25 protein-coding genes are annotated in these 22,325 nt (G+C 34.5%); 3 read left to right on the forward strand and 22 right to left on the reverse strand.

Translation table 11 applies throughout. The features are described 5' to 3' along the window. Window positions 1–52: 52 nt before the first annotated feature. From ACRASX_RS10600 to ACRASX_RS10700, 21 genes are all read right to left on the reverse strand, one after another. Window positions 53–1,132 carry an HlyD family secretion protein gene (locus ACRASX_RS10600; RefSeq protein WP_066308519.1) on the reverse strand — a complete coding sequence of 360 codons (1,080 nt, stop codon included), beginning with the start codon at window positions 1,130–1,132 and terminating at the stop codon, window positions 53–55. A gap of 11 nt (window positions 1,133–1,143) precedes the next feature. Then, window positions 1,144–2,478, reverse strand: a complete 1,335-nt coding sequence (locus tag ACRASX_RS10605) for a TolC family protein (protein WP_066308517.1) — start codon at window positions 2,476–2,478, stop codon at window positions 1,144–1,146. Next, a complete protein-coding gene (locus ACRASX_RS10610; RefSeq protein WP_066308515.1) occupies window positions 2,468–3,100 on the reverse strand; it encodes a TetR/AcrR family transcriptional regulator in 633 nt (210 codons plus the stop codon). The genes ACRASX_RS10605 and ACRASX_RS10610 overlap by 11 nt, the downstream gene beginning before the upstream one ends. Window positions 3,101–3,285: 185 nt before the next feature. After that, window positions 3,286–3,468 (reverse strand): tautomerase family protein, encoded by a 183-nt coding sequence (locus ACRASX_RS10615; RefSeq protein ID WP_197413387.1) that lies wholly within the window; start codon window positions 3,466–3,468, stop codon window positions 3,286–3,288. 220 nt (window positions 3,469–3,688) lie between these two features. Then, window positions 3,689–4,066, reverse strand: coding sequence for a PH domain-containing protein (locus tag ACRASX_RS10620; protein WP_066308513.1), 378 nt, complete (start codon window positions 4,064–4,066; stop codon window positions 3,689–3,691). 17 nt (window positions 4,067–4,083) lie between these two features. Further along, a complete protein-coding gene (gene trpA / locus ACRASX_RS10625) occupies window positions 4,084–4,845 on the reverse strand; it encodes a tryptophan synthase subunit alpha (protein ID WP_432221196.1) in 762 nt (253 codons plus the stop codon). Between the two features lie 162 nt (window positions 4,846–5,007). After that, window positions 5,008–5,325: a gamma-glutamylcyclotransferase family protein gene (locus tag ACRASX_RS10630; protein ID WP_432221197.1), complete on the reverse strand. Its 318-nt coding sequence runs from the start codon at window positions 5,323–5,325 to the stop codon at window positions 5,008–5,010. A 129-nt stretch (window positions 5,326–5,454) separates the two neighbouring features. Next, on the reverse strand, window positions 5,455–6,636 hold the full coding sequence (trpB, locus tag ACRASX_RS10635) for a tryptophan synthase subunit beta (RefSeq protein ID WP_066308504.1): 1,182 nt from the start codon (window positions 6,634–6,636) through the stop codon (window positions 5,455–5,457). A gap of 18 nt (window positions 6,637–6,654) precedes the next feature. Continuing rightward, window positions 6,655–7,257 (reverse strand): phosphoribosylanthranilate isomerase, encoded by a 603-nt coding sequence (locus tag ACRASX_RS10640; RefSeq protein WP_432223082.1) that lies wholly within the window; start codon window positions 7,255–7,257, stop codon window positions 6,655–6,657. 126 nt (window positions 7,258–7,383) lie between these two features. Continuing rightward, window positions 7,384–8,163, reverse strand: coding sequence for an indole-3-glycerol phosphate synthase TrpC (trpC, locus tag ACRASX_RS10645; RefSeq protein ID WP_432221198.1), 780 nt, complete (start codon window positions 8,161–8,163; stop codon window positions 7,384–7,386). Between the two features lie 82 nt (window positions 8,164–8,245). Next, complete coding sequence (trpD, locus tag ACRASX_RS10650; RefSeq protein WP_432221199.1) at window positions 8,246–9,238, reverse strand: anthranilate phosphoribosyltransferase; 993 nt, start codon at window positions 9,236–9,238, stop codon at window positions 8,246–8,248. An 84-nt stretch (window positions 9,239–9,322) separates the two neighbouring features. Next, a complete protein-coding gene (locus ACRASX_RS10655) occupies window positions 9,323–9,889 on the reverse strand; it encodes an anthranilate synthase component II (protein ID WP_432223083.1) in 567 nt (188 codons plus the stop codon). 80 nt (window positions 9,890–9,969) lie between these two features. After that, entirely contained in the window at window positions 9,970–11,370 is a 1,401-nt protein-coding gene (locus ACRASX_RS10660) for an anthranilate synthase component I family protein (RefSeq protein WP_432221200.1), read from the reverse strand. 566 nt (window positions 11,371–11,936) lie between these two features. Beyond that, entirely contained in the window at window positions 11,937–12,503 is a 567-nt protein-coding gene (locus ACRASX_RS10665) for a YceI family protein (RefSeq protein WP_432221201.1), read from the reverse strand. Between the two features lie 30 nt (window positions 12,504–12,533). Further along, complete coding sequence (locus ACRASX_RS10670; RefSeq protein ID WP_066308491.1) at window positions 12,534–13,166, reverse strand: NAD(P)H-dependent oxidoreductase; 633 nt, start codon at window positions 13,164–13,166, stop codon at window positions 12,534–12,536. A gap of 17 nt (window positions 13,167–13,183) precedes the next feature. Then, window positions 13,184–13,636, reverse strand: a complete 453-nt coding sequence (locus ACRASX_RS10675; protein WP_432221202.1) for a MarR family winged helix-turn-helix transcriptional regulator — start codon at window positions 13,634–13,636, stop codon at window positions 13,184–13,186. A 136-nt stretch (window positions 13,637–13,772) separates the two neighbouring features. Further along, the gene (locus tag ACRASX_RS10680; RefSeq protein ID WP_432221203.1) at window positions 13,773–14,183 is read right to left on the reverse strand and encodes a DUF6691 family protein; all 411 of its coding nucleotides are present in this window, start codon (window positions 14,181–14,183) and stop codon (window positions 13,773–13,775) included. A gap of 10 nt (window positions 14,184–14,193) precedes the next feature. Next, complete coding sequence (locus ACRASX_RS10685) at window positions 14,194–14,763, reverse strand: YeeE/YedE family protein (protein WP_369815137.1); 570 nt, start codon at window positions 14,761–14,763, stop codon at window positions 14,194–14,196. A 135-nt stretch (window positions 14,764–14,898) separates the two neighbouring features. Beyond that, the gene (locus ACRASX_RS10690; protein ID WP_432221204.1) at window positions 14,899–16,314 is read right to left on the reverse strand and encodes an MBL fold metallo-hydrolase; all 1,416 of its coding nucleotides are present in this window, start codon (window positions 16,312–16,314) and stop codon (window positions 14,899–14,901) included. An 85-nt stretch (window positions 16,315–16,399) separates the two neighbouring features. Further along, the gene (locus ACRASX_RS10695) at window positions 16,400–17,185 is read right to left on the reverse strand and encodes a sulfite exporter TauE/SafE family protein (protein ID WP_432221205.1); all 786 of its coding nucleotides are present in this window, start codon (window positions 17,183–17,185) and stop codon (window positions 16,400–16,402) included. Between the two features lie 119 nt (window positions 17,186–17,304). Next, complete coding sequence (locus ACRASX_RS10700) at window positions 17,305–17,931, reverse strand: Crp/Fnr family transcriptional regulator (RefSeq protein WP_432221206.1); 627 nt, start codon at window positions 17,929–17,931, stop codon at window positions 17,305–17,307. Window positions 17,932–18,211: 280 nt separating this feature from the next. Between ACRASX_RS10700 and ACRASX_RS10705 the strand changes: the two genes are divergently transcribed. Continuing rightward, a complete protein-coding gene (locus ACRASX_RS10705) occupies window positions 18,212–18,523 on the forward strand; it encodes a rhodanese-like domain-containing protein (protein ID WP_066308476.1) in 312 nt (103 codons plus the stop codon). Window positions 18,524–18,599: 76 nt separating this feature from the next. Next, window positions 18,600–20,180, forward strand: a complete 1,581-nt coding sequence (locus ACRASX_RS10710; protein WP_066308471.1) for an NADP-dependent glyceraldehyde-3-phosphate dehydrogenase — start codon at window positions 18,600–18,602, stop codon at window positions 20,178–20,180. Window positions 20,181–20,279: 99 nt separating this feature from the next. On the opposite strand, the gene ACRASX_RS10715 is transcribed toward ACRASX_RS10710, so the two are convergent. After that, complete coding sequence (locus ACRASX_RS10715) at window positions 20,280–20,654, reverse strand: DoxX family membrane protein (RefSeq protein ID WP_066308465.1); 375 nt, start codon at window positions 20,652–20,654, stop codon at window positions 20,280–20,282. A 302-nt stretch (window positions 20,655–20,956) separates the two neighbouring features. Here ACRASX_RS10715 and ACRASX_RS10720 point away from each other — a divergent pair, with 302 nt between their 5' ends. Then, on the forward strand, window positions 20,957–22,252 hold the full coding sequence (locus ACRASX_RS10720) for an anthranilate synthase component I family protein (protein ID WP_432221207.1): 1,296 nt from the start codon (window positions 20,957–20,959) through the stop codon (window positions 22,250–22,252). Window positions 22,253–22,325 lie beyond the last annotated feature (73 nt).

Consider the following 22,325-nt stretch of genomic DNA (forward strand, 5'->3'; position numbering starts at 1 on the left):
AGTATTGTGACACTGCCTACTACCAGTTTTGATAGCAGCCAGCGATTAAAATTTATTTTAAATGTACATCTACGTCAACATTCATTCCTGAACGAAGTAATTTAATTTTTTCAGGATCATTCGATTCGTCTAATGTGATGCGAACGGGTAAACGCTGAATCGTTTTTACAAAGTTACCTGTCGCATTGTCTGGTGGTAATAATGAAAATCGAGATCCAGTAGCTGGAGAAAATGATCCCACTGTCCCTTTAAATTCATAACCAGGATACGCATCTACTTTGATCGTCACTTTTTGACCTACAATCATTTTATTTAATTGTGTTTCTTTAAAATTAGCCACAACCCAAGCTTCGGCATTATTAATAATGTAGAACAAAGATTGTCCTGGTTGTACTAGCTGTCCTGGCTGAATATCTACTTTTGAAAGTTGACCATCGATAGCAGCAGTAACTACGGTATACGTTAAATTTAATTCGGCAACTTCCAACATTGTTTTGGCTCTTTCAATATTTGCAGCAGCCACTTCAGTCTGTTTGTCCGATGCTTTAGACTTTGCTTCAATTGCATTTTTCTGAAAAGAACTTGCTTTTTGTTGCGCCTCTAAATTGCGAATTTGACTTTCAGCTTCTTGTTTAGCAGTCAAAGCTTTTTCATATTGCTGCTTGGTGATTGTGTGATTTTTGTACAAATTACTGTAACGGTTGTAGTCATTTGTAATTTGAGTCAATCGTATCTTTGCAGTTTCAATGTTTCCACTAGCCGACTTCATATTAGCATCAGATACAGATACGCTTGCATAAGCACTTCCAATATCAGCTTTTGCGGCAGCATATTGTCCTTCAGCTCCCAATAAAGCTGCTTTTGCATCTTCAATTTTTAACTGATAATCTCTTTTATCAATAGAGAATAAGGTATCGCCAGTTTTTACAAATTGGTTGTCTTTTACATACACTTTGCTAATATATCCCGGGACTCTCGGAATAATTGGGTTCATGTTTTTCTCAATTTGTGCATCATCGGTTTCTTCATGACCTAACGAGTGCATGTATTTGTATGTTCCGTATCCTCCACCTATAACTACCAAGAGAACTAATATTATTATAAATTTGGTATTTGATTTTTTCTTTTCCATGATAGTTATGATTATATTTTTGAAAGATTGAAAGATTGAGAAATTTGTCCTGTAGCCGAAAGTAATTCGTAATATTTCTGAATTATATTGGCTTTTGATACCGCTTTGTTGATTTGCGCACTTAATTGATCCACGTCGGCTTCAAGTAAATCGTTCGTATCTGATAAATCATTATCATATTTATCTTTTACTATTCGATAATTTTCAGAAGCTTGCGCTAATGCTTGTTCGTAAACAACATCTTGATTGACAGCCAAGTCGTACTCTTCTGCAGCTTGTTGTACTTGCACTTTGATATAATCGATTAGAATTTCTTCAGAGTGCTTGGCTTCGTCTGCTTTGCTTTGAGCCATTTTAACAGTAGTGCTGTTTTTTATTAACCCGGATAAGTCATAAGAAAGTCCAACACCAACATTGGTCAAATTAGTTGCTTCCAATGCATTTTTAATATCGATTAGGGCATAACCGCCAATAATTGCTATCGAAGGATAATAATTGCTCTTGGCAATTTTAACGTTCTCTTCGCTCGCTTTTCCTTGTAGGCGAAGCGCTTCTAGATCTTTTCTGTTGCTTAACGCTAGATCGGTATCCGATTGTAAAATACGAGGTTCAAATTTGCTCAAGTCGCTTTCTGTAATCGTAATTTTAGTATTTGGGTCCATTTTTAATAAGGTTACCAAATAATAATTTACAATGTTCTGATTGTTTTTGGCTTCATCAACAGACAGTTGAATTTTTGATACTTGCAACTGCGCTTTTAGTAAATCATTTTTAGGAATGATTCCGTTACTTTCCAATTCAACAAAATCGTTAACACGTTGTTGTGCACTTTTTTGATTCTCTCCTAAAAGTTCTACTGTTTTTTGTGCTTTGTATAAATTGGTATAATATTTTACGACGCGCAAGGCTATGTCTTCCTTCGTTTTTAATGCTGTAGCACTTTCTGCTTCATATAAAGTGGAGTACAAATTGATACTACGCTGAATTTTAAATCCCGAAAATATCGGCATAGAAACTGCAGTTTGTGCAAAAAAGATTTGATTTACAGCTGGAGGCTGAGCCGATCCGGGAGCATTAGGATCTTGTGGAAGTAAAATGGTAATATTTCCTGTTGGTAGATATTGGTACTGTGAAGATAATTTTACATCAGGATATTGCTTGTTCTTTACCGTTTGTAGTTCGTATTGTTTGGAGTTTACTTTTGCAGTTGCTAAAGCAGATTCGTTACTTTTTTTCCATGCAATTTGAACGGCTTCTTCCAATGATAAACTTGTCTTTTCTTGAGCAGCAGCAGATGTTAACCCTGCAAGAAAAATACTGAAGAGCAGTAATGGATTAATTTTCATATACAAGAAGTGCTTTTATGGTTTGTTGAATGTGTTTTGTTAAACTGTTTTTGATATACTGATTGTAATCGGATTCATTGTGTAGGTTAAATAATTCTTGATAAAAAAGTTTATTCATATGAAATTGAAAAAAAGTTCCTACAATTGTCGTAGTCAGTAAGGGAATGATAATATCTTTTCTAAAAACTCCTTTTTCTTGGCCTTCCTTAATAATCTGATCGACAGATGCTAAGTTTTCTCTCTTAATTTCTGCAAATATTTTTAAGCGCTTGTTATTCTTTTTCGACGTCATTTCGAAGTGCATAATCCTGAAAATGCCTCTGTTACAGTTGATTCGGGCTATGTAAAGTTCGATTAATTTATTAACTTTTTCAATAGGTTGTAGGTTTTCTTTTGATAAATTTTCCAACTGATTTTTTAAATCAGAAATTTTATATAAGATCAAAGACTCTAGCAAACGTTCTTTAGAACCAAAATAATACGACACCATAGCCACGTTTATTTTGGCTTCCTTCGAAATGTCTCGAATGGAAGTTCCTTCGTATCCTTTTTCGGCGAAAAGTTTTTCTGCCTCATCAAGAATTTTGATTTTCTTTTCGTTTAGTTCTGGTAGTACAATCATATCGTTGAGATTGACTGCAAAATTAAACGCTTGTTTAAATTAAACAGTTGTTTGATTTTATTTTTAACTTATTTTTAACATAATTAAGCAAGAATAGTCTTTCTTTTTATTGAAATTAAAACATCAAAAAACCGCGAAAATTCAATAAATGAAAATTCGCGGTTGTATAGTATGGTTAAAAATAGTTAAGCCGAGATGGAATAATTTAACTGCAGATAATCTCCACTTTTACCTCTTATTCCCCAATTGTGCAGTGGCGTTTCTATAAGTGTAATTTCAAGATCAATTGGGTTAATTTGCAACTCTTCTTGAAAGCACTCAACTAAGAACTGGTATAACTTTTTTTTGGCTACAATGCTTCTCCTCAAAAACAAGCATTTCTATGAGGATGTGTTTTGGAGTTCTTTCCGAAAAATAAAAATAGCTATCATCGTCTATGTAAATAAAACGATGGGCTTTCTTTTCCTTAGGATAAGAAAAAGCTAAAACCATACATTCGTGAATAATCTCCGATACTTTTTCTCGAATCGGATGTAAGTTTTAACGTAAACCGTATACTTTTATTTGTCCCATTACAATTGAAGATGTCTATAAAACGTGATGTGCCAATATTTTTTGAACTTCGTAGACATTTACCGATTTATTAAACTGTTTGCGAATGCTAGGTTGTAATTCGCTCGATACCCAAATTTTTAGTTCGGCATCCAGTTCAAATGTCCCGGCAGTTTCTATACTAAAGCGAGAAATACTCTTGTACGAGATCGATTTATATTCAGTCTTACTTCCTGTAATTCCTTGTTTGTCTACCAAAATCAATCGTTTGTTGGTAAAAATAAAAGTATCGCGAATGAGTTTAAAACCCAACTCAATTGTTTCGGTGTCGGTCAATAACTGTCCGTATTTTTTTTGCAATTCGTCTTGGCTTACTGCGCCTGCATTGCCTAATAATGCTGAAAATAATCCCATTTTTTAAATTTTAAATTTTAACGAATAGCACTTACAAATTCTGAAATTTTTTCGGTGCCTTTATCAGTTAGATGTTTTATAAAAGCACTCCCTATAATTGCGCCTTTGGCAAATTTAGTGGCTTGCTGAAATGTTTCTTTATTGGATATTCCGAATCCTACTATTTGTGGGTTTTTTAAATTCATAGCTCCAATGCGTTGAAAGTACTCTTCTTGCTCATTTCCAAAACCCGATTGTGAACCAGTAACGCTGGCCGAACTAACCATATAAATAAAGCCGTCAGAAACGCTGTCAATAAAACGAATTCGTTGTTCGGATGTTTGTGGCGTGATTAAAAAGATGTTTTTAAGGCCGTATTTATCAAATGTTGTTTTGTACTGATCAGCATAAACATCAACAGGTAAATCTGGAATTATAAGACCATCTACGCCAACTTCGGCACATTTTGCACAAAAAGCTTCAATACCGTATTGCAACATTGGGTTAAAATAACCCATAATTACAAGCGGAATTTGTACGCTTTTACGAATGTCTTTTAACTGATTGAACAAAATTTCGGTAGTCATTCCGTCTCTAAGTGCTTTAGTAGAACTCGCCTGAATAGTTGGTCCATCAGCCAGAGGATCGCTAAAGGGCAATCCAATTTCGATCATGTCAACGCCATTTTTTTCTAAATCTTGAATGATTTTTGCCGTGTCATTTACATTAGGATAACCTGCAGTAAAGTAAATGGAGAATATTTTTTTATCTTCTTGTAATTTCTGATTTATTCGGTTCATTGTAATGTTATTATGGTTTTTTTCTTCCACCTTTTATAAAAAGTAGTAGGCTCGCATGTGTTTATTTTGATTGATTTAAAAATGATTGCAAACGACACTGAATGAACGGTACATTTTTTTGTCTGATGCAATCGTTTTAAATAAATCTCTTGTATCGGAGTATTATCTTTCGATGAAAATCCAAGCAGTTGTTCCCGATTTTAGTATGATTTCAACTCGTTTGTACGATTTAGATTCAAATAAATCTGCCTTGTCTAAATCTTCAGTTGAGATGTCAAACAGTACACCTTTAATGGCATCTTGCGGATTCTCGCTCGGAATTGCGACAAAATAGTCTTCCATTCCAAATTCTTCTTCTATTTTTAGATCTTTTAATTTGTAACCCAAAAGTTGATCTGCTGTTCCGGTTAGTAATTTATTAAAAACTTGTATTTGAATTTCTTCTGATTGCAATGTTCCGTAGGAGAATAACTGTTCCATGATTTGTATTTTATTCGTTATTTAGGAGCGTTAGGGATGGAAGCGGTATCCTTTTTTGTGGTTTTCTCTTCCACAAAAAAGATTTAGTGTACAGCCCGGCCCTTGGGTAACGCCCAAATTATTTTTCTCTTATAATTTAAAATAATCAATGTACGTATTTAAATCTTTGTCGCCACGACCCGAAAGACAAACGACAACAACATCGGTTGGTTTAAACGTTTTTTCGTTGAAAAGAGCCAATGCATGCGAGGATTCTATAGCCGGAATGATCCCTTCGAGTTTAGTCAACTCTAAACCTGCTATCATTGCCGCGTCATCGGTAATTGAGAAAAACTCGGCACGTCCCGAGGTTGCTAGATGCGCATGCATGGGACCAACTCCAGGATAGTCTAAACCAGCTGAGATCGAATATGGTTCTGTAATTTGACCGTCTGGAGTTTGCATTAATAAAGTTTTACACCCGTGAATAACCCCCACTTTACCTAGTTGACTTGTTGCTGCACTTAGACCCGAATTTACTCCTTTTCCAGCTGCTTCAACCGCGATTATGCCAACTTCTGGTTCATGTAAGAAATGATAAAAAGTTCCTGCCGCATTACTACCACCACCAATGCAAGCGACAACATAATCGGGATTTTCACGGCCTTCTTTTTCTTGTAATTGTGTTTTTATTTCTTCGGAAATGATACTTTGAAAACGGGTTACCATGTCAGGATAAGGATGCGGCCCAATAGCCGAACCGATGATGTAATGCGTGTCTACGGGATTGTTAATCCAATCGCGAATGGCTTCATTGGTTGCATCTTTTAAAGTGCGAGAACCAGAAAGTGCTGGTCGTACTTCGGCTCCTAGCATTTTCATACGCGCCACATTGGGTGCTTGACGCGCAATGTCAATTTCGCCCATGTAAACAATGCATTCTAGGCCCATTAAAGCACAAACCGTAGCGGTCGCAACACCGTGTTGTCCTGCGCCTGTTTCGGCAATGATGCGTTTTTTACCTAACTTTTTAGCTACTAAAATTTGACCAATCGTATTGTTGATTTTATGAGCGCCAGTATGATTGAGGTCTTCTCGTTTTAGGTAAATTTTGGTATTGTATTTTTCTGATAATCGTTTGGCTAAATATAACGGACTTGGTCTACCAACATAATCTTTTAGCAATTGGTTGAACTCGGCTTTAAACTCGGGCTCAGCCATAATGTCTAAATATTGAGTACGCAATTCTTCTACATTTGGATACAACATTTCAGGAATGTATGCTCCTCCAAATTCGCCATAATATCCTTTTTCGTCTACATTAAAATTCATTGTATTTTTGTTTAAAGTTTAAAGCTTCAGTTTTTGCTGAAACTCGCTCAATATATTTTTATCTTTTAATCCCGCTTCGATTTCAAATTTACTGTTTAGATCGATGGTATAAATGGGTAATTTTAATTTTAATATTTGTTTGACATCATTTAATTCTTCAAGACCAATGCCGCCACTTAAAAAGAATGGTTTTTGCGATGGATAATCAGCCAATACCTTCCAGTCAAAAGTGGTTCCGTTCCCTCCAGGCAATTTACCTTTGGTATCAAACAAAAAGAAATCACAAACACCTTCAAAAGGTTTCAATTCGTCAAAATCGAAAGTGTCAATAATAGAGAAAACTTTAATTATTTCTATATTTTTAGAAAGCTTACTTTTTAACTCACTGCAAAACTCAACTGATTCTTGACCGTGCAATTGTACGGCTTGTAAATCGTATTTATTTACTTTATCTGAAATTTCTAAAACCGATGCGTTGACAAAAACCCCTGTTTTTTTAATACTTTCAGCTACAGGCGGAATCACACCATCAAAATAACGTGCCGATTTTTCCCAAAATATAAAACCCATATAATCGGGTAGGAGCGAACCTATTTCTTTTATATTGTCGAGATATTTCATACCGCAAATTTTAATTCCTACCGCAGCTTTATCAGAAGGGGAGGAAGTAGCACTAGAAGATGAATCGTATTCTATCATTTTATTTTTTCTCAAAATTAACAGTTCCGAATTTTGGCGTTACAGGGATTAAAGTCCTTGAATAAATTCCGTTGCAGCTTTTCCGGCGTTATCGGTTTTCATGAAGTTTTCACCAATTAAAAATCCTTTATATCCAAATGGCTTTAATTCCTTTATAGCTTCGATGTTCGAAATGCCACTTTCAGAAACTTTCACAAAGTCATTCGGAATTTGGTCGGCCAATTGTTTGCTGAACTCCAAGCTTACTTCAAAAGTTTTTAGATTTCTGTTGTTTACTCCAATCATGTCCAAACTTTGCATGATTGATTTTTCTAACTCTTCCTGATTGTGTACTTCTAACAAAACTTCGAGTCCTAAACTTTTGGCAAATTCTGATAAAGATTTAATTTCTTCGCGTGTTAAAACAGCAGCAATTAGCAAAATTAAATCGGCTCCGTGTGCTTTTGCCTCTAGGATTTGGTATTCGTCTACAATGAACTCTTTTCGCAGAAGCGGAATTGAAACCGATGCTCTTGCTAACAGTAAATCATCCAAGGAACCACCAAAGTACTTGCCATCAGTTAAAACTGAAATTCCGCAAGCACCTGCATTTTCATAACCTTTTACCACTTCTTCGACCGTAAAGCTGTAATTAATCTCAGCTTTTGAAGGCGAACGGCGTTTGTGTTCGGCGATAATTCCGGTGTTGCTGTTTTTTAAATTTTGACTTAAAGAAATTGTTTTCTTTCCGAAAAAAACTGAAGCTTCCAATTGTCTTACTGGAATAATAGATTTTTTAAGAATTACTTCTTGTCGTTTGTCGACTATAATTTTATCTAGGATGTTCATTTAATTTTAGTTTCTTAGGTTTTAAGTTGCAGAGTTTCAAAGTTTATTCAAAAATTAGTATACATCTCTGGAATTTGTGTTTTTATTTACTTAATTCTTGTAGAGTAGTCAATGCTTTTGATCCTTTTCCCGATAGCAAACTTTCCTTTGCCAATTCAAATCCTTCTACCGGACTGCATTTGGTAACAGTTGAAATCGCCATCGCTGCGTTGGCGCAAACCACGTTATTTTGAGCTTCAGTTCCTTTTCCAGAAATAATTTTTATAAATAAATCAGCCGATTCGTCTATCGTCTTTCCGCCTTCAATTTCACTTTGCAATACTGTACGAACACCAAAACTTTCAGGTTTTAACATTGCTTCCATCGAATTGGTAATAGTTTTGGTTGCTCCAGTCAAAGAAATTTCGTCGTAACCATCTAGCGAATGCAAAATGGTAAAATTCATATTGGTACTTTGATACAAATACGCATACATGCGCGCAAGCTCAAGATTAAAAACGCCCACCAATTGATTTTGAGGAAACGATGGATTAACCATTGGCCCTAACATATTGAAGAATGTTTTTACAGCCAAATCTTTACGTATTGGACCAACATTTTTCATGGCAGGATGAAATAATGGTGCGTGCAAAATTGCTATTCCAGCTTTATCCATACAATTTTTAAGGAAATCAGAATCGTTACTAAATTTAATTCCCATTTTCTCCATCACGTTACTGGAACCTGAGATCGAAGAAACACCATAATTTCCGTGTTTTGCCACTTTTATTCCAGCACCTGCTGCCACAAAAGAAGCCAATGTAGAAATATTAAAAGTATCTTTTCCGTCGCCGCCCGTTCCGCATAAGTCTATGGTGTTGTACTCTGATAAGTCGATGCGTACACATAGATCCAACAAGGCTTCGCGAAAACCAGAAAGTTCGTCTATCGTAATGCTGCGCATCATAAAGACCGTTAAAAATGACGAAATCTGATTTTGATTGTAACTTCCGTTTGAAATGTTAATCAATACATTTTTTGCCTCTTCTTTTGAAAGTACCTCGTGATTGATTAGTCTATTTAATATATTTTTCATTTTTTTAAAATTCGATGGGTTTTAAAGTTTTAGCGCTTTTAACCTTTTACTTTAAAAATTATACTTAAGATTCAGTCTTCAGTTTTAATTCTTTACCCAGTTTTCTAAAATTTGCTTTCCGTTTGGAGTCAGTACACTTTCAGGATGAAACTGAACGCCGCGAACATCGTAGATTTTGTGACGCAAAGACATCACTTGACCGTTTTCTTCAAAAGAAGTCGCTTCTAAAACATCAGGTAAATTAGCATCAACAACCCAAGAGTGGTATCGACCTACTTCGAACTCATCGGCCAGACCGTCAAATAAATGTTCGTCAGTAACCGACTTTTTTACGATGGTGGCTACGCCATGATATACTTTATCCAAGTTAGATAATGTTCCGCCAAAAACCTCTCCAATGGCTTGTTGACCTAAGCAAACGCCTAAAATGCTTTTGGTGGGGGCATAATGACGAATTACTTCTTTTAATAATCCAGCTTCATCTGGAAGCCCAGGTCCTGGTGACAATAAAATTTTATCGAAAGAAGCTAGTTCTTCCAGTTCAAATTCATCGTTACGGTATACGGTTACCTCGCAATTTAAATCTTCTAAATAGTGAACTAAATTATAAGTAAAACTATCGTAATTGTCTATGACTACTATTTTTTTTATTTTCATAATTGAAAAATTGAATGATGCAAAGATTGAAGAATTTGGAAATAGAACAATCTTTAAAATATTAAATTATTTTTTTAAATTTTCTCTGCCATTTCTAAAGCCGTATTTAACGCTCTTAGCTTGTTGTAGACTTCTTCCATTTCACTTTCTTCATTAGAACTCGCTACAATTCCTGCGCCAGCTTGACAATGCAATTGGTGGTTTTTACTCAAAAATGTACGAATCATAATGGCATGGTTAAAGTTGCCTTCAAAATCCATAAAGCCAATCGCACCACCGTAAAAATTACGGTTCGTTTTTTCGTAATCTTCGATGAGTTGCATGGCGCGGTGTTTGGGTGCGCCACTTAAAGTTCCTGCAGGAAAAGTGTCTGCAACCACTTGCATCGTAGTAGCTTTTTCATGTAAATGTCCCGTTACTTTTGAAACCAAGTGAATGACATGCGAGAAAAACTGAACTTCTCTATATTTTTCGACATTCACGTCATGACCGTTGCGGCTCAAATCATTTCTAGCCAAGTCGACCAACATGACATGTTCGCTATTTTCTTTTTTATCTTCCGATAATTGTTTGGCTAAAATGGCATCTTGTTCGTCATTTCCGGTACGTTTAAATGTGCCTGCAATTGGGTGAATTTCGGCTTTTCTATCTTTTACAATAATCTGCGCTTCGGGAGAAGAACCAAATATTTTAAAGTCGCCGTAGTCGAAAAAGAATAAATAAGGAGATGGGTTAATACTTCTTAAAGCGCGATATACGTTGAATTCGTCTCCTTTGAAGCCTTGCGTGAAGCGACGTGATAAAACCAACTGAAATACATCACCTCTATAACAGTGTTTTTTGGCTAAAGCCACATTGTGCTTGAATTCTTCGTCGGTTAAATTAGAGAAACCTTCTCCATCTTTGGCAAATTTATATTCGGCAATATTTCGAGATTGTATCAATTGCTCAATTTCCGAAATATTATTTCTTCTATCTAAACTATGGCAAAAAATATAAGCCTCGTTTTTAAAATGATTGATGGCGATAATGTTTTGATATACCGCATAATACACATCAGGAATTGAAGTGGTCGAATCTTTTTTAGCAATAGCTACTTTCTCAAAGTAACGAACTGCATCGTACGAAATGTAACCAAATAGTCCGTTATTGATGAATTTGAAATCATTTTTTTCTGATTTAAATAAACTAGAAAAATTTTGAATAATTTCTGGAATATTAGTAGTGCTGTCAATGGCTATTTTTTCGGAAGTTCCATCAGGAAACGTTTTGATAATGGTTTCGTTTTCAATTTTAATACTCGCAATAGTATTGCAGCAGATATAAGAAAAACTATTGTCGTTACCATGGTAATCGCTACTTTCTAGTAAAAGACTGTTAGGAAATTTATCTCGAATTTTAAAATAAACACTAACAGGAGTAATGGTATCTGCCAGAATTTGTTTGTATTGGGTTTGGAGTGCTATAGTTTTCAAAATTGGTTTGTTTTAATTTAAAATAAGTTGTTGAATTTGGCGTATAAAAAAAGGCTTGTCGTGATGACAAGCCTTTTATATTTATAGTGTACTAATTATACCATAGGAGCTTTGTTCACGACTATCGACGTAAATTGTTCCACCACCATGTATTGTTAGTAATTGTTTTCATATTTCTTTTTTACTGACGACAAATATATAAAGGTAATTTGATTTATCAAACATAAAATTTTGAAAATATCAAAGATTTAGAGACTGTTTTGTTAAATTATTTGGTTCTAGTGGGCTGAGAAACAAATTGAAAGTGATGGAACTTACCAATTCTCTGAAAAAATACTGTTCTTATAAAGCTTGAAATCTGGAATTATTTTTAAGTAAGATTCTACAAATAAATCTGATGTTTACTAGGCGATAGTGCATTTTTTACTTATTAACGAGTAGGCTAGTATTTAATAGTACTATTGTAATTTCTACTATTGTTGACACTGTCCTTGTAATTTTTAAAAAAAAATACCCCGATAAAAAATTAATTTTAGCGGGGTATTTTAAATTAGTAAGCGTGGTATTTAGAATTTTAAAACAATGCTTAATTCGAAATTGTCATCGATAGTTTTGTCACCAAGACTTTCAAAGAAACTTCCAGAGTTGTATTTGATATTGTATTTTGTTCTATCAACTTTAAAAGCAGTTGTAGCGGTATTTCCTTTAACAGCAACATCAAAAGTTACTGGATTAGTAATTCCTTTGATTGTTAAGTCTGCAGTTACAGTATACAAATCAGCACTTTTTGCGCCAATCGTTTTAAAAACCAAAGTAGCTGTTTGATATTTGTCAGTACCAAAGAAATCATCTGCTTTTAAGTGACCGTTTAATTTTGTTTGATACTCACCAGATAAATCAGTTGCATTAAGAGACGGCATGTCTACGGTAAAACTTCCACCTTTTAACTTTTTTCCGCTAAAAACTACGGCACCATCTTTAAAATTTACTGTTCCTGAATGTTGTCCTGTTACTTTTTTACCAACCCAGTTGATTGTACTTTTAGATACATCAATTTTTTTGGTTTGTGCAGAAACTGCTGCGCCAGATAAAACGAATACAAATGCTAATGCTAGTGTCTTAAAATTTTTCATTTTTGTTTAATTTTGAATGGGTATTGATAGTTATAGTGTGATAAATAAATCCTTTTCTGATTTACGAACTTTTTTAAAGTGTTGGGTCGCATCTTCTTCGTGGCGGTAACCAACAGTTGCAATGAGCGATGCAGTTAAACCAAGCGCATTTAAACCTAGAATTTCATTGACGTCGGCTGGTGAAAACCCTTCCATTGGCGTTACATCAATTTTTAACTCGGCAGCGGCGTTCAGTAGGTTTCCAAGTGCTAAATATGTTTGTTTAGCATTCCATGTATTCACGTCATCTGTAGATAATTCATTAATTTTTCCTTTCATAAAGGATTGATATCCAGCTAATGAATCTAATGGAATCTCTCTTGTTTTACTGATGTTGTCAAAGAACGAATCTACTTCTGACTCACTTATTTCAGTTCTGTTTGCAAATATAAATAAGTGTGATGCCTCTGTAATTTGGGCTTGTCCCCACGCGACCGGTCTTATCTTTTCTCTCAACTCTGTGTTTTCAACAATAATAACCTTATACGGTTGTAATCCGTACGAAGAAGAACTCAGTCGAATTGCTTCTTTAAGCGAATTTAAATCGTCGGCTGATATTTTTTTGGAAGCATCAAATTTCTTTGTTGCGTATCTCCAGTTTTGATTTTCTAAAAAAGTATTCATTTGTGGTTATGTATTTATTATTGTCTGTACTTTTCGATTAAAAAGTTTAATTGTTCCAGTTCGTCACTGCTTAAATTATTTGAAAAATTTGTTTCATACTCCACAAGCTTCGGATCTATTTCTGCTAAAATGTCTAAACCTTTTTGCGTAATTAAAACTTCAATTTTTCGTCGGTTGTCTGAGCAAACATTACGTGTAACTAAGTTCTTTAAAAGTAATTTATCAACCAACCGAGTGGTATTACTAGTTCTCGCAATCATTCGGTCTTGAATCACGCACATATTAGCGGGACTTCCTTTTTGACCTCTTAAAATTCGTAACACGTTATATTGCTCACCAGATAACTCATATGGTTTTATGACTTCACTAAATTTGTCTTGCAGCAAGTTTTGGGTAAACATAATATTTAGAATAACTTTTTGACGATTATCCATTTTCACGGTGCTCTGTAATACATCTTCAATTGTCATAGTTGTAATTGTGAAATTTGTAGGTACAAATGTAAAACAATTCATAGTTGTATATACAAATGTTTGTGTTAAATTTTTAAGAAATAAAAAAGCACTGCTTTTGGCAGTGCTTTTTAGTACATTCTATGTCTTATTTTTAATGAGGTAATTTGTCCTTAATATAACCGTAAACCCAGGTACCTAGGATTGCGCTAATTAAAGTTATGGCTACTACAGTAAAACCACTTCCAATTTGTGCGAACAATGGTCCTGGGCAAGCTCCTGTAATGGCCCAACCAAAACCAAATAACAAACCACCGTAAATTTGTCCTTGACTAAAGGTTTTAGGCTGAATAACTACTTTTTCGCCATCTAGCGTCTTGATGTCAAATTTTTTAATGAGGAAAACCGACAGCATTCCGACCATAACTGCGCTTCCAATTACTCCATACATAAAGAACGATTGCAAACGAAACATTTCTTGTATGCGAAACCAACTAATAACTTCGGCCTTAATGAATATGATTCCGAATACAAGCCCGACTATTAAATATTTTATGTTTTTCATTTTTTTAAATTTAAAGAGAAAGTATAAGTGGTAAAATTAAATTGGCCATAATAAAACCACCAATCATAAAACAAATTGTTGCTACTAATGACGGCCATTGTAAATTAGAGATTCCCATAATGGCGTGACCGCTTGTGCAACCACCGGCATAACGCGTACCGAAACCAACTAAAAATCCGCCGATGACGATCATTATAAATCCGCGTAACGTAAATAAACTTTCCCAAGAAAATAATTCGGGCGGTAATAATTTCGAAAAATCAGTAATGCCGTAAGTTGCTAATTCGGTTGCTAATTCTGGTGCAACGATTACTTCATTAGGATTCGATAAAAATGCGGTGGCAATGATTCCTCCCAGAAAGATTCCGAAAACAAAAAATAAATTCCAGCTTTCTTTTTTCCAATCGTACTTAAAAAACGAAATATTTGCGGGAATACACATCGCGCACACATGTCGCAATGAAGAACTAATTCCGAATGATTTATTACCGATTAATAGTAAAACGGGAACCGTTAAGCCGATAAGTGGGCCAGCAATATACCAAGGCCAAGGTTCTCTGATGATTTCTAGGATATTCATTTTTTAAGATTTATGTTTTTGTTTAGACTCAAAGTTTTTGAGCGAGTTTCAATGATTTTTCAGGTTGAGAGGTTGAGGGTTCTACACTTTTTTTAAACTCTGTCACGATGTAACTTCTCATCTCTTTAACTTATTTTATTTTAATACTTTACTCTGACAAACAAAATCTGATTTTGGAACAGTTGTTTTAGCAATTGCACCAAAACCACCTTCAATTTCAGTAAAGTTTCTAAAACCTCTTGCTTGTAAAATAGATGCTGCGATCATGCTTCGGTATCCTCCAGCACAGTGCAAGTAAAAAGGTTCTTTTGGGTCAATGTCTTTTACCCAGTCATTAATATAGGCTAATGGTTTATTATATGCTTCGGCAATATGCTCGGCAGCGTATTCGGTTTCTTTTCTAATGTCAATTACTTTATCTGCATTCGGTTTAAAATCAGCTGCAAATTGTTCTACAGTAATTCGGTTCACGGTATCAATTTCATTTTCAGATTCTTTCCAAGCATCAAATCCTCCTTTTAGAAATCCAATAATATGGTCAAAGCCAACACGACTTAAACGAGTAACAGTTTCTTCTTCTAAACCAGAATCGGTAACCAAAAGAATCGGTTGTTTTACATCTCCAATTAAAGTACCTACCCAAGGTGCAAAATCGCCACCAATTCCGATATTGATCGATTGTGGAATAAAGCCTTTGCTGAAAGTTCCATTATCGCGCGTATCCAAAATTAAAGCACCAGTTTCTTCGGCTACAGCCTCAAAATCTTTGACTTCAACAGGTGTCATTCCGTTGTGCAGCACTGTTTCAAAGCTTTCGTAACCGCCTTTGTTCATCGCTACGTTCATTCCGAAATATGCGGGTGGAGGCAATAAACCATCTGTAACTTCAGTAATAAATTCAGCCTCACTCATATTGGCACGTAAGGCATAATTGGTTTCTTTTTGATTGCCAATAGTAGAAACAGTTTCGTTACTCATGTTTTTACCACAAGCACTTCCTGCACCATGCGCTGGATAAACAATTACATCATCGGCTAAAGTCATAATTTTGTCTCGTAGCGAATGGTATAACGTTCCAGCCAGTTGCTCGATGGTCATCGAAGCGGCTTTTTGAGCCAAATCAGGTCGCCCCACATCTCCAATAAATAAAGTATCTCCAGAGAAAATAGCATGGTCTTTTCCTGTTTTATCTTTCAATAAAAAGGTCGAACTTTCCATTGTATGCCCAGGAGTATGTAATAATTTAAAAGTTACTTCTCCCAACTTAAACTCCTGCCCGTCAGTTCCTGAAATGCAATCAAAGTCGCAAGTTGCATTGGGACCGTAAATAATTGGAGCTCCAGTTGCTTTACTTAAGTCTACATGACCCGACACGAAATCGGCATGAAAGTGGGTTTCGAAAATATATTTTAATTTTACGTCATCTCGTTCTAAGCGATCGAGATAAGGTTGAATTTCTCTTAAAGGATCAATGATTGCCGCTTCTCCATTTGAAGTGATGTAATAAGCGCCTTGTGCTAAACAGCCAGTATAAATTTGTTCTATTTTCATAATCATTTCGTTTAAAGTCCTGCAAAGATAAGTTTGTTATTTTGTTTCATTTGTAACTAGAGTTACACTTGTGTGGTTAATTTTATTAAAAGAATAATTCTTTTACTATGATATAAATTCCCATGACTAGTACAAACCAGCCAAATAGGGGTTTGAGTTTGCTACCGTCGATTTTTTTAGAAAGTTGCGTGCCAATTAGCATTCCGATAAAGGCCATTATTGAAATTGTGATTAAAAACTTATAATCGATTGGTGTACCTATATATACGTCGCCGGCAAATCCAATAATTGAATTGATCGATATAATAAGTAGTGAAGTTCCAACGGCTTGTTTCATCGGTAAATTAGCAAAGAAAAGTAAGGCTGGAATAATTAAAAATCCGCCACCAGCGCCTAAAAACCCAGTTACAATACCAACTACAAATCCTATAATTGCCAATTGCGTAAAATTAGTCTCAGTAAACGAATCTTTTTCGGGTCTTTTTTTGATCATCGAAATAGAAGCAAGAATCATTAAAACCGAGAAGACAATCATTATTAAAAGATTCTTAGAAACTGTGTACGATGCAATAGTAAATAACGTATTTGCAATCTGTGGAAAAATAACTTCACGAATAATTAAAATGGAGACTATCGAAGGAATAGCAAATACTAAAGCCGATTTGAGTTGCAAGTTTCCCATTTTGTAATGGCTAAAACTTCCGGTTATTGACGTTATTCCAACAATAAATAGGGAATAACTCGTGGCTAATTCGGGGTTGACCTTAAATAAATAAACCAAAATAGGAATAGTCAAAATCGAGCCACCACCTCCAATTAATCCTAAGGAAAGTCCAATTACAATAGAAGCCAAATATCCTAAATATTCCATACTTTATTAATTTTAAACAAAGGTTGGTTATTTTAGCGTTATGCACAGTAACATTAGTCACATTGCACAATTGTTGGGTTTATTTGGTATGATTGCTAATGTTAAAGTATAGAAGAACCTTAAGTAAGCAACTCAATCTGATTTCGATTTAGTTTGACCAAGCCGCGCTGTTCCATTTTTTTGAGTAATCGAGAAACAACTTCTCTAGAGGTGTTCAGTTCGGTTGCAATTTCTTGATGCGATAAATTAACTTCTTTACAGCCGCAAGCTTCTTTGTGCCTTTTTAAGTAAAACTCTAATCGTTCATCCATGGATCTAAATGCAATATTATCTACTACTTCCAAAACTTCTTCAAAACGGTTTCTATAGGTTTCAATTACAAATTCATACCAACTGCGATGTTCCATCATCCATTTATCCATAAGCTTTAAGGGAACCATTACGAGTTCTGAATCTTCGACCACTTTTGCCATTATCTGACTTTTTTCGTTCTTAGTAGCACAAATCATAGATAATGCGCAGGCTTGGCCGGGTTGCAAGTAGTACATTAAAAATTCACCGCCATCTTCGCCCTCGCGGTAGACTTTTATTTTTCCTTTGGTTATTAAAACGGTGCTTTTGATGTATTCACCGGTTCGCATCAAGGTAGTTCCCGAAACAACTTCTTGGTTGACAGCATTTTTTTCGATCTCTTGGATAAGAGAGCTGGAAAAATTTGGAAAAAGAATGGGTAAATTATTTTGCATTATAAGTGATTTTGAATAGTGTAAAGATAATTTAAAATAAGAGAATGTAAATACGAACAATAAGCAATAGAATAAGTAGCAATTTAAAGAATCGCAATTTTAAATATGATATTACTTGGCTAATTTGGGTACTAATAATTATAATATTAATATCAGATTAGGTAATTCATTGATTTTTATCGTTTCACTAAAACGTTTTCATTAAAATATAACCTAATTCCTATATTTGGGGCTTTTTTTTTACTGAAAACATCGTAAATTTACAAAAAATACAACGAATATGAATTTATCACAAGAAGATTGGGTTGCACAATTTGAAGCTGACGATAACGCAGTGATACTAGATGTGCGCACAGAAGACGAATTTAATGAAGGTTATATTGAAAATGCTATCAATATTGATATTCATAAAGGACAAGGTTTTATTTATGAATTAGAAAATTTAGATAAAGAAAAAAACTACTATGTCTATTGTCGTTCTGGTGCTAGAAGTGCCAAAGCATGCCAGATTATGAATGAATTAGGATTTGCTAATTCGTATAATTTATTGGGCGGTTTCCTAGATTGGGAAGGCGAAACAGTAGAACCATAAAAAAACAGAAGAGGCATGAAGAGCCTCTTTTTTATTGAGCTATTAATAAAAACTATACAATAAACAACCAAAAAAAATGAATGTAATACCAGAAGAATTTCAGATTAAAGCGCCAATTATGCAAGAAACCTATCTTGTAAATGGTGAGTTAAAACAATGGACTGGACAAACAACACCAGTTTTTTCGACTATTTCGTCAACAGAGGATTATGCACCAACTTTATTAGGCGCTATTCCTTTTATGGGAGAAACAGAAGCGAATGAGGCTGTTGAGGCAGCTACTGCAGCATACAATAAAGGACAAGGTTTGTGGCCAACTATGAAGGTAGTAGACCGCATAAAATGCATGGAGAATTTTGTATCTCAAATGAAAGAAACACGTACAGAAGTGGTCAAACTTTTGATGTGGGAAATTGGTAAATCACTTGGCGATTCTGAAAAAGAATTTGATAGAACAGTAGAATATATTTACGATACGATAGACAGTTACAAAGAATTAAACACAAGAAGCGCACATTTTTCTAAGGTTCAAGGTGTTAATGCTATGGTTCGTCGTGGACCATTAGGTGTTGTATTATGTCTAGGGCCATACAATTACCCATTAAACGAAACTTTTTCGCTATTGATTCCGGCTTTAATTATGGGAAATCCAGTAATTTTTAAACCTGCAAAACATGGTGTTTTATTAATTTCTCCTTTATTAGAGGCTTTTAGAAGCAGTTTTCCAAAAGGAGTAATTAGCATTGTTTACGGTAGAGGGCGCGAAGTAGCTTCTCCGATTATGAAATCGGGTAAAGTTGATGTTCTAGCACTTATCGGAAACAGTAAATCGGCTATTGCTTTGCAAGATCAACACCCAAACAAGAACAGACTGCGTTTAATTTTAGGCTTAGAAGCAAAAAATCCTGCTATTATTTTGGCAGATGCTGATTTAGATCTAGCAATTCAAGAATGCATCGCAGGTAGTTTGTCTTTTAACGGACAGCGTTGTACTGCTTTAAAAATATTATACGTTCACGAATCTATTGCTGCAGAGTTTAACAGACGTTTCGCTGCAAAAGTAGATGCTTTAGCATTTGGTAACCCTTGGGAAAAAGGGGTGTCTTTGACACCACTTCCAGAAAAAGAAAAACCAAGTTACATTCAAGAATTAATTGATGATGCTGTTTCTAAAGGAGCTGAAATTATCAACGAAAAAGGAGGAAAACATACAGAGAACTTCATTTTTCCTGCAGTTTTATTTCCAGTAAATAAAGAAATGCGTGTGTACCACGAAGAGCAATTTGGACCAGTGGTACCAATAATGACTTTCAAAGACATTCAAGAGCCTTTGGATGACATGGCGGATTCTAACTACGGACAGCAAGTAAGTTTGTTTGGACAAGATATTAAAACGATCGCTCCACTAATTGATACTTTGGTTAATTTAGTGTGTAGAGTAAACTTAAACAGTTCTTGTCAAAGAGGACCAGACGTTTTTCCTTTCACAGGTCGTAAGGATTCTGCAGTAGGAACGTTGAGTATTCACGATGCCTTGCGTTCGTTTTCTATTCGTACGTTTGTTGCTTCAAAAGACAACGATTACAACAATCAAATTTTACAAGAATTACTAAACAGTAGAGCTTCAAACTTTATTAATACCGATTATATTTTATAATACTTGTAGTAGAAGTAGTAATGCCTCATTCTAATTTTAGATGAGGCATTTTTTTTTGATAAAAAACGAGGCTAGTTTCAGTTCTAAAAATTGAAAACACTAAGCAGTAAAGAGCGATTTATAATTGTTGCGGTAGCTGTAAATCAAGAATAAATTTCCAATAAATAGTAAGATGGCAATTGCCAAGCCATCGGGAGTCATAAAATAGTTTATAAATAAAATATTAACGGTTATAGGTAAAATTAAAATGTTGGCCAAGGTCACGTAGCGACCAACTAGAAAGGCTAAACCGCATAATAATTCTATCGACTTTGCGAGTGGCATTAAATAAGTAGAAGCGACTAAACCTAAATTAAATGCTTTAAAATTACCGTTAACTTCTGGCTCAGGCATTAAATTTAAAAAGTAGCTTATAGAAGCGTATAGTAATAGTAATCCAATGAGAACACGAACAATAAGAGTAGCAATTTTCATGATTTCTATAATTTAAAAGTTAGTTTCTAAGTAGAAATATTTGATCCTATATACTTGAAATTAGTGATTTAAAACGTTAATTATTAGTGCTTTATCATTTTACTAAAGTTAGTGCTATTATAAAAACTAAACTAATTTTATTTTAATATTTTTTTACTTGTTAAACTGATGCTATTTATGAGAACTTAGGTTGAGGTACAGTGCAGAGTTGCTATTGTACTTGATAAATTTTCTCTTTTGAACGAAAGAACTTTTTAACAGTGATTTTTATCGTAATTTTGAAATTATTAAAAGCACTATTCTTGAGAGTTTCCATTCACAAACAAATTTCAAATCCAGACGGATTTAAAAAGCAACTTTTAAGCTGGTCACAGCAATTTAGAGAAGTGGTTTTTTTGGACAGTAATAATTATAGACAAGACTATTCTAGTTTTGATTGTGTATTGGCAGTTGATGCTTTTACCGCAATTAAAACCGATTGTCATACTGCTTTTGACGATTTAAAGCAGTACCAACAAACAACTAAAGACTGGCTTTTTGGTTATTTATCATATGATTTAAAAAACGATACCGAAGAGCTACAATCAGCTAATTTTGATGGACTACAATTTCCTGATTTATTCTTTTTTCAACCTAAAAAATTATTCTTTTTAAAAGGGAATCAACTTGAAATCCAATATTTATTTTTGTGTGATGATGAGGTCGAATTTGATTTTCAAGAAATTACTGCGATAAATAACAGTGAAATCCATAACATTTCAAAAGAAATAATTACGATTGAGCAACGAATTTCAAAACAGAAATACGTCGAGAAAGTAACTACAGTTTTAGAACACATTCACCGTGGAGACATTTATGAAGCTAATTTTTGCATGGAATTTTATGCGCAGAATGCTACCATTGATCCTTTGGCAAAATTTGAGAAGTTAAATGCAATTTCAAAACCTCCTTTTGCTGCTTTTTTCAAAAATAACACAAATTTTGTTTTATGTGCGTCTCCAGAACGATACATCAGAAAAGTTGGAGATGTTGTTATTTCGCAGCCTATAAAAGGAACTTCCAGACGTTTTAAAAATGAAAAGGAAGATAATCAATCAAAATTTGATTTAGAAAACGACATCAAAGAGCGGGCAGAAAATATTATGATTACCGATTTGGTTCGAAATGATTTGTCAAAAACAGCACAAAAAGGCAGTGTCAAAGTAGTTGAATTGTGTAAAATCTATTCTTTTTTGCAAGTGCATCAAATGATCTCGACCATACAATCAAAAGTAGATTTGCAATATTCTGCCGTAGATGTATTAAAAACCACTTTCCCAATGGGAAGCATGACGGGAGCACCAAAACACTCGGCAATGACTATTATAGAGCAGCAAGAAGAGACTAAAAGAGGGTTGTACAGTGGCGCCATTGGCTACTTTAAACCCGAAGGTGATTTTGATTTTAACGTTGTTATTCGTAGTATTTTGTACGATGTTAAATCGCAATATCTTTCTTTTTCTGTAGGAAGCGCGATCACTTCACTATCAAATCCAGAGTCAGAGTACGAAGAATGCTTACTTAAAGCCAAAGCGATGTTTGAAGTTTTGCAATCATAAAATTGATGTCTTGTAGTAAATTTGTAATTTTAGCAATTGGTTGAATTCACTTTTTACGAATTATTCAAATAAG

Source organism: Flavobacterium sp. TMP13, from assembly GCF_050847115.1.
In the GTDB taxonomy this organism is placed as follows: domain Bacteria; phylum Bacteroidota; class Bacteroidia; order Flavobacteriales; family Flavobacteriaceae; genus Flavobacterium.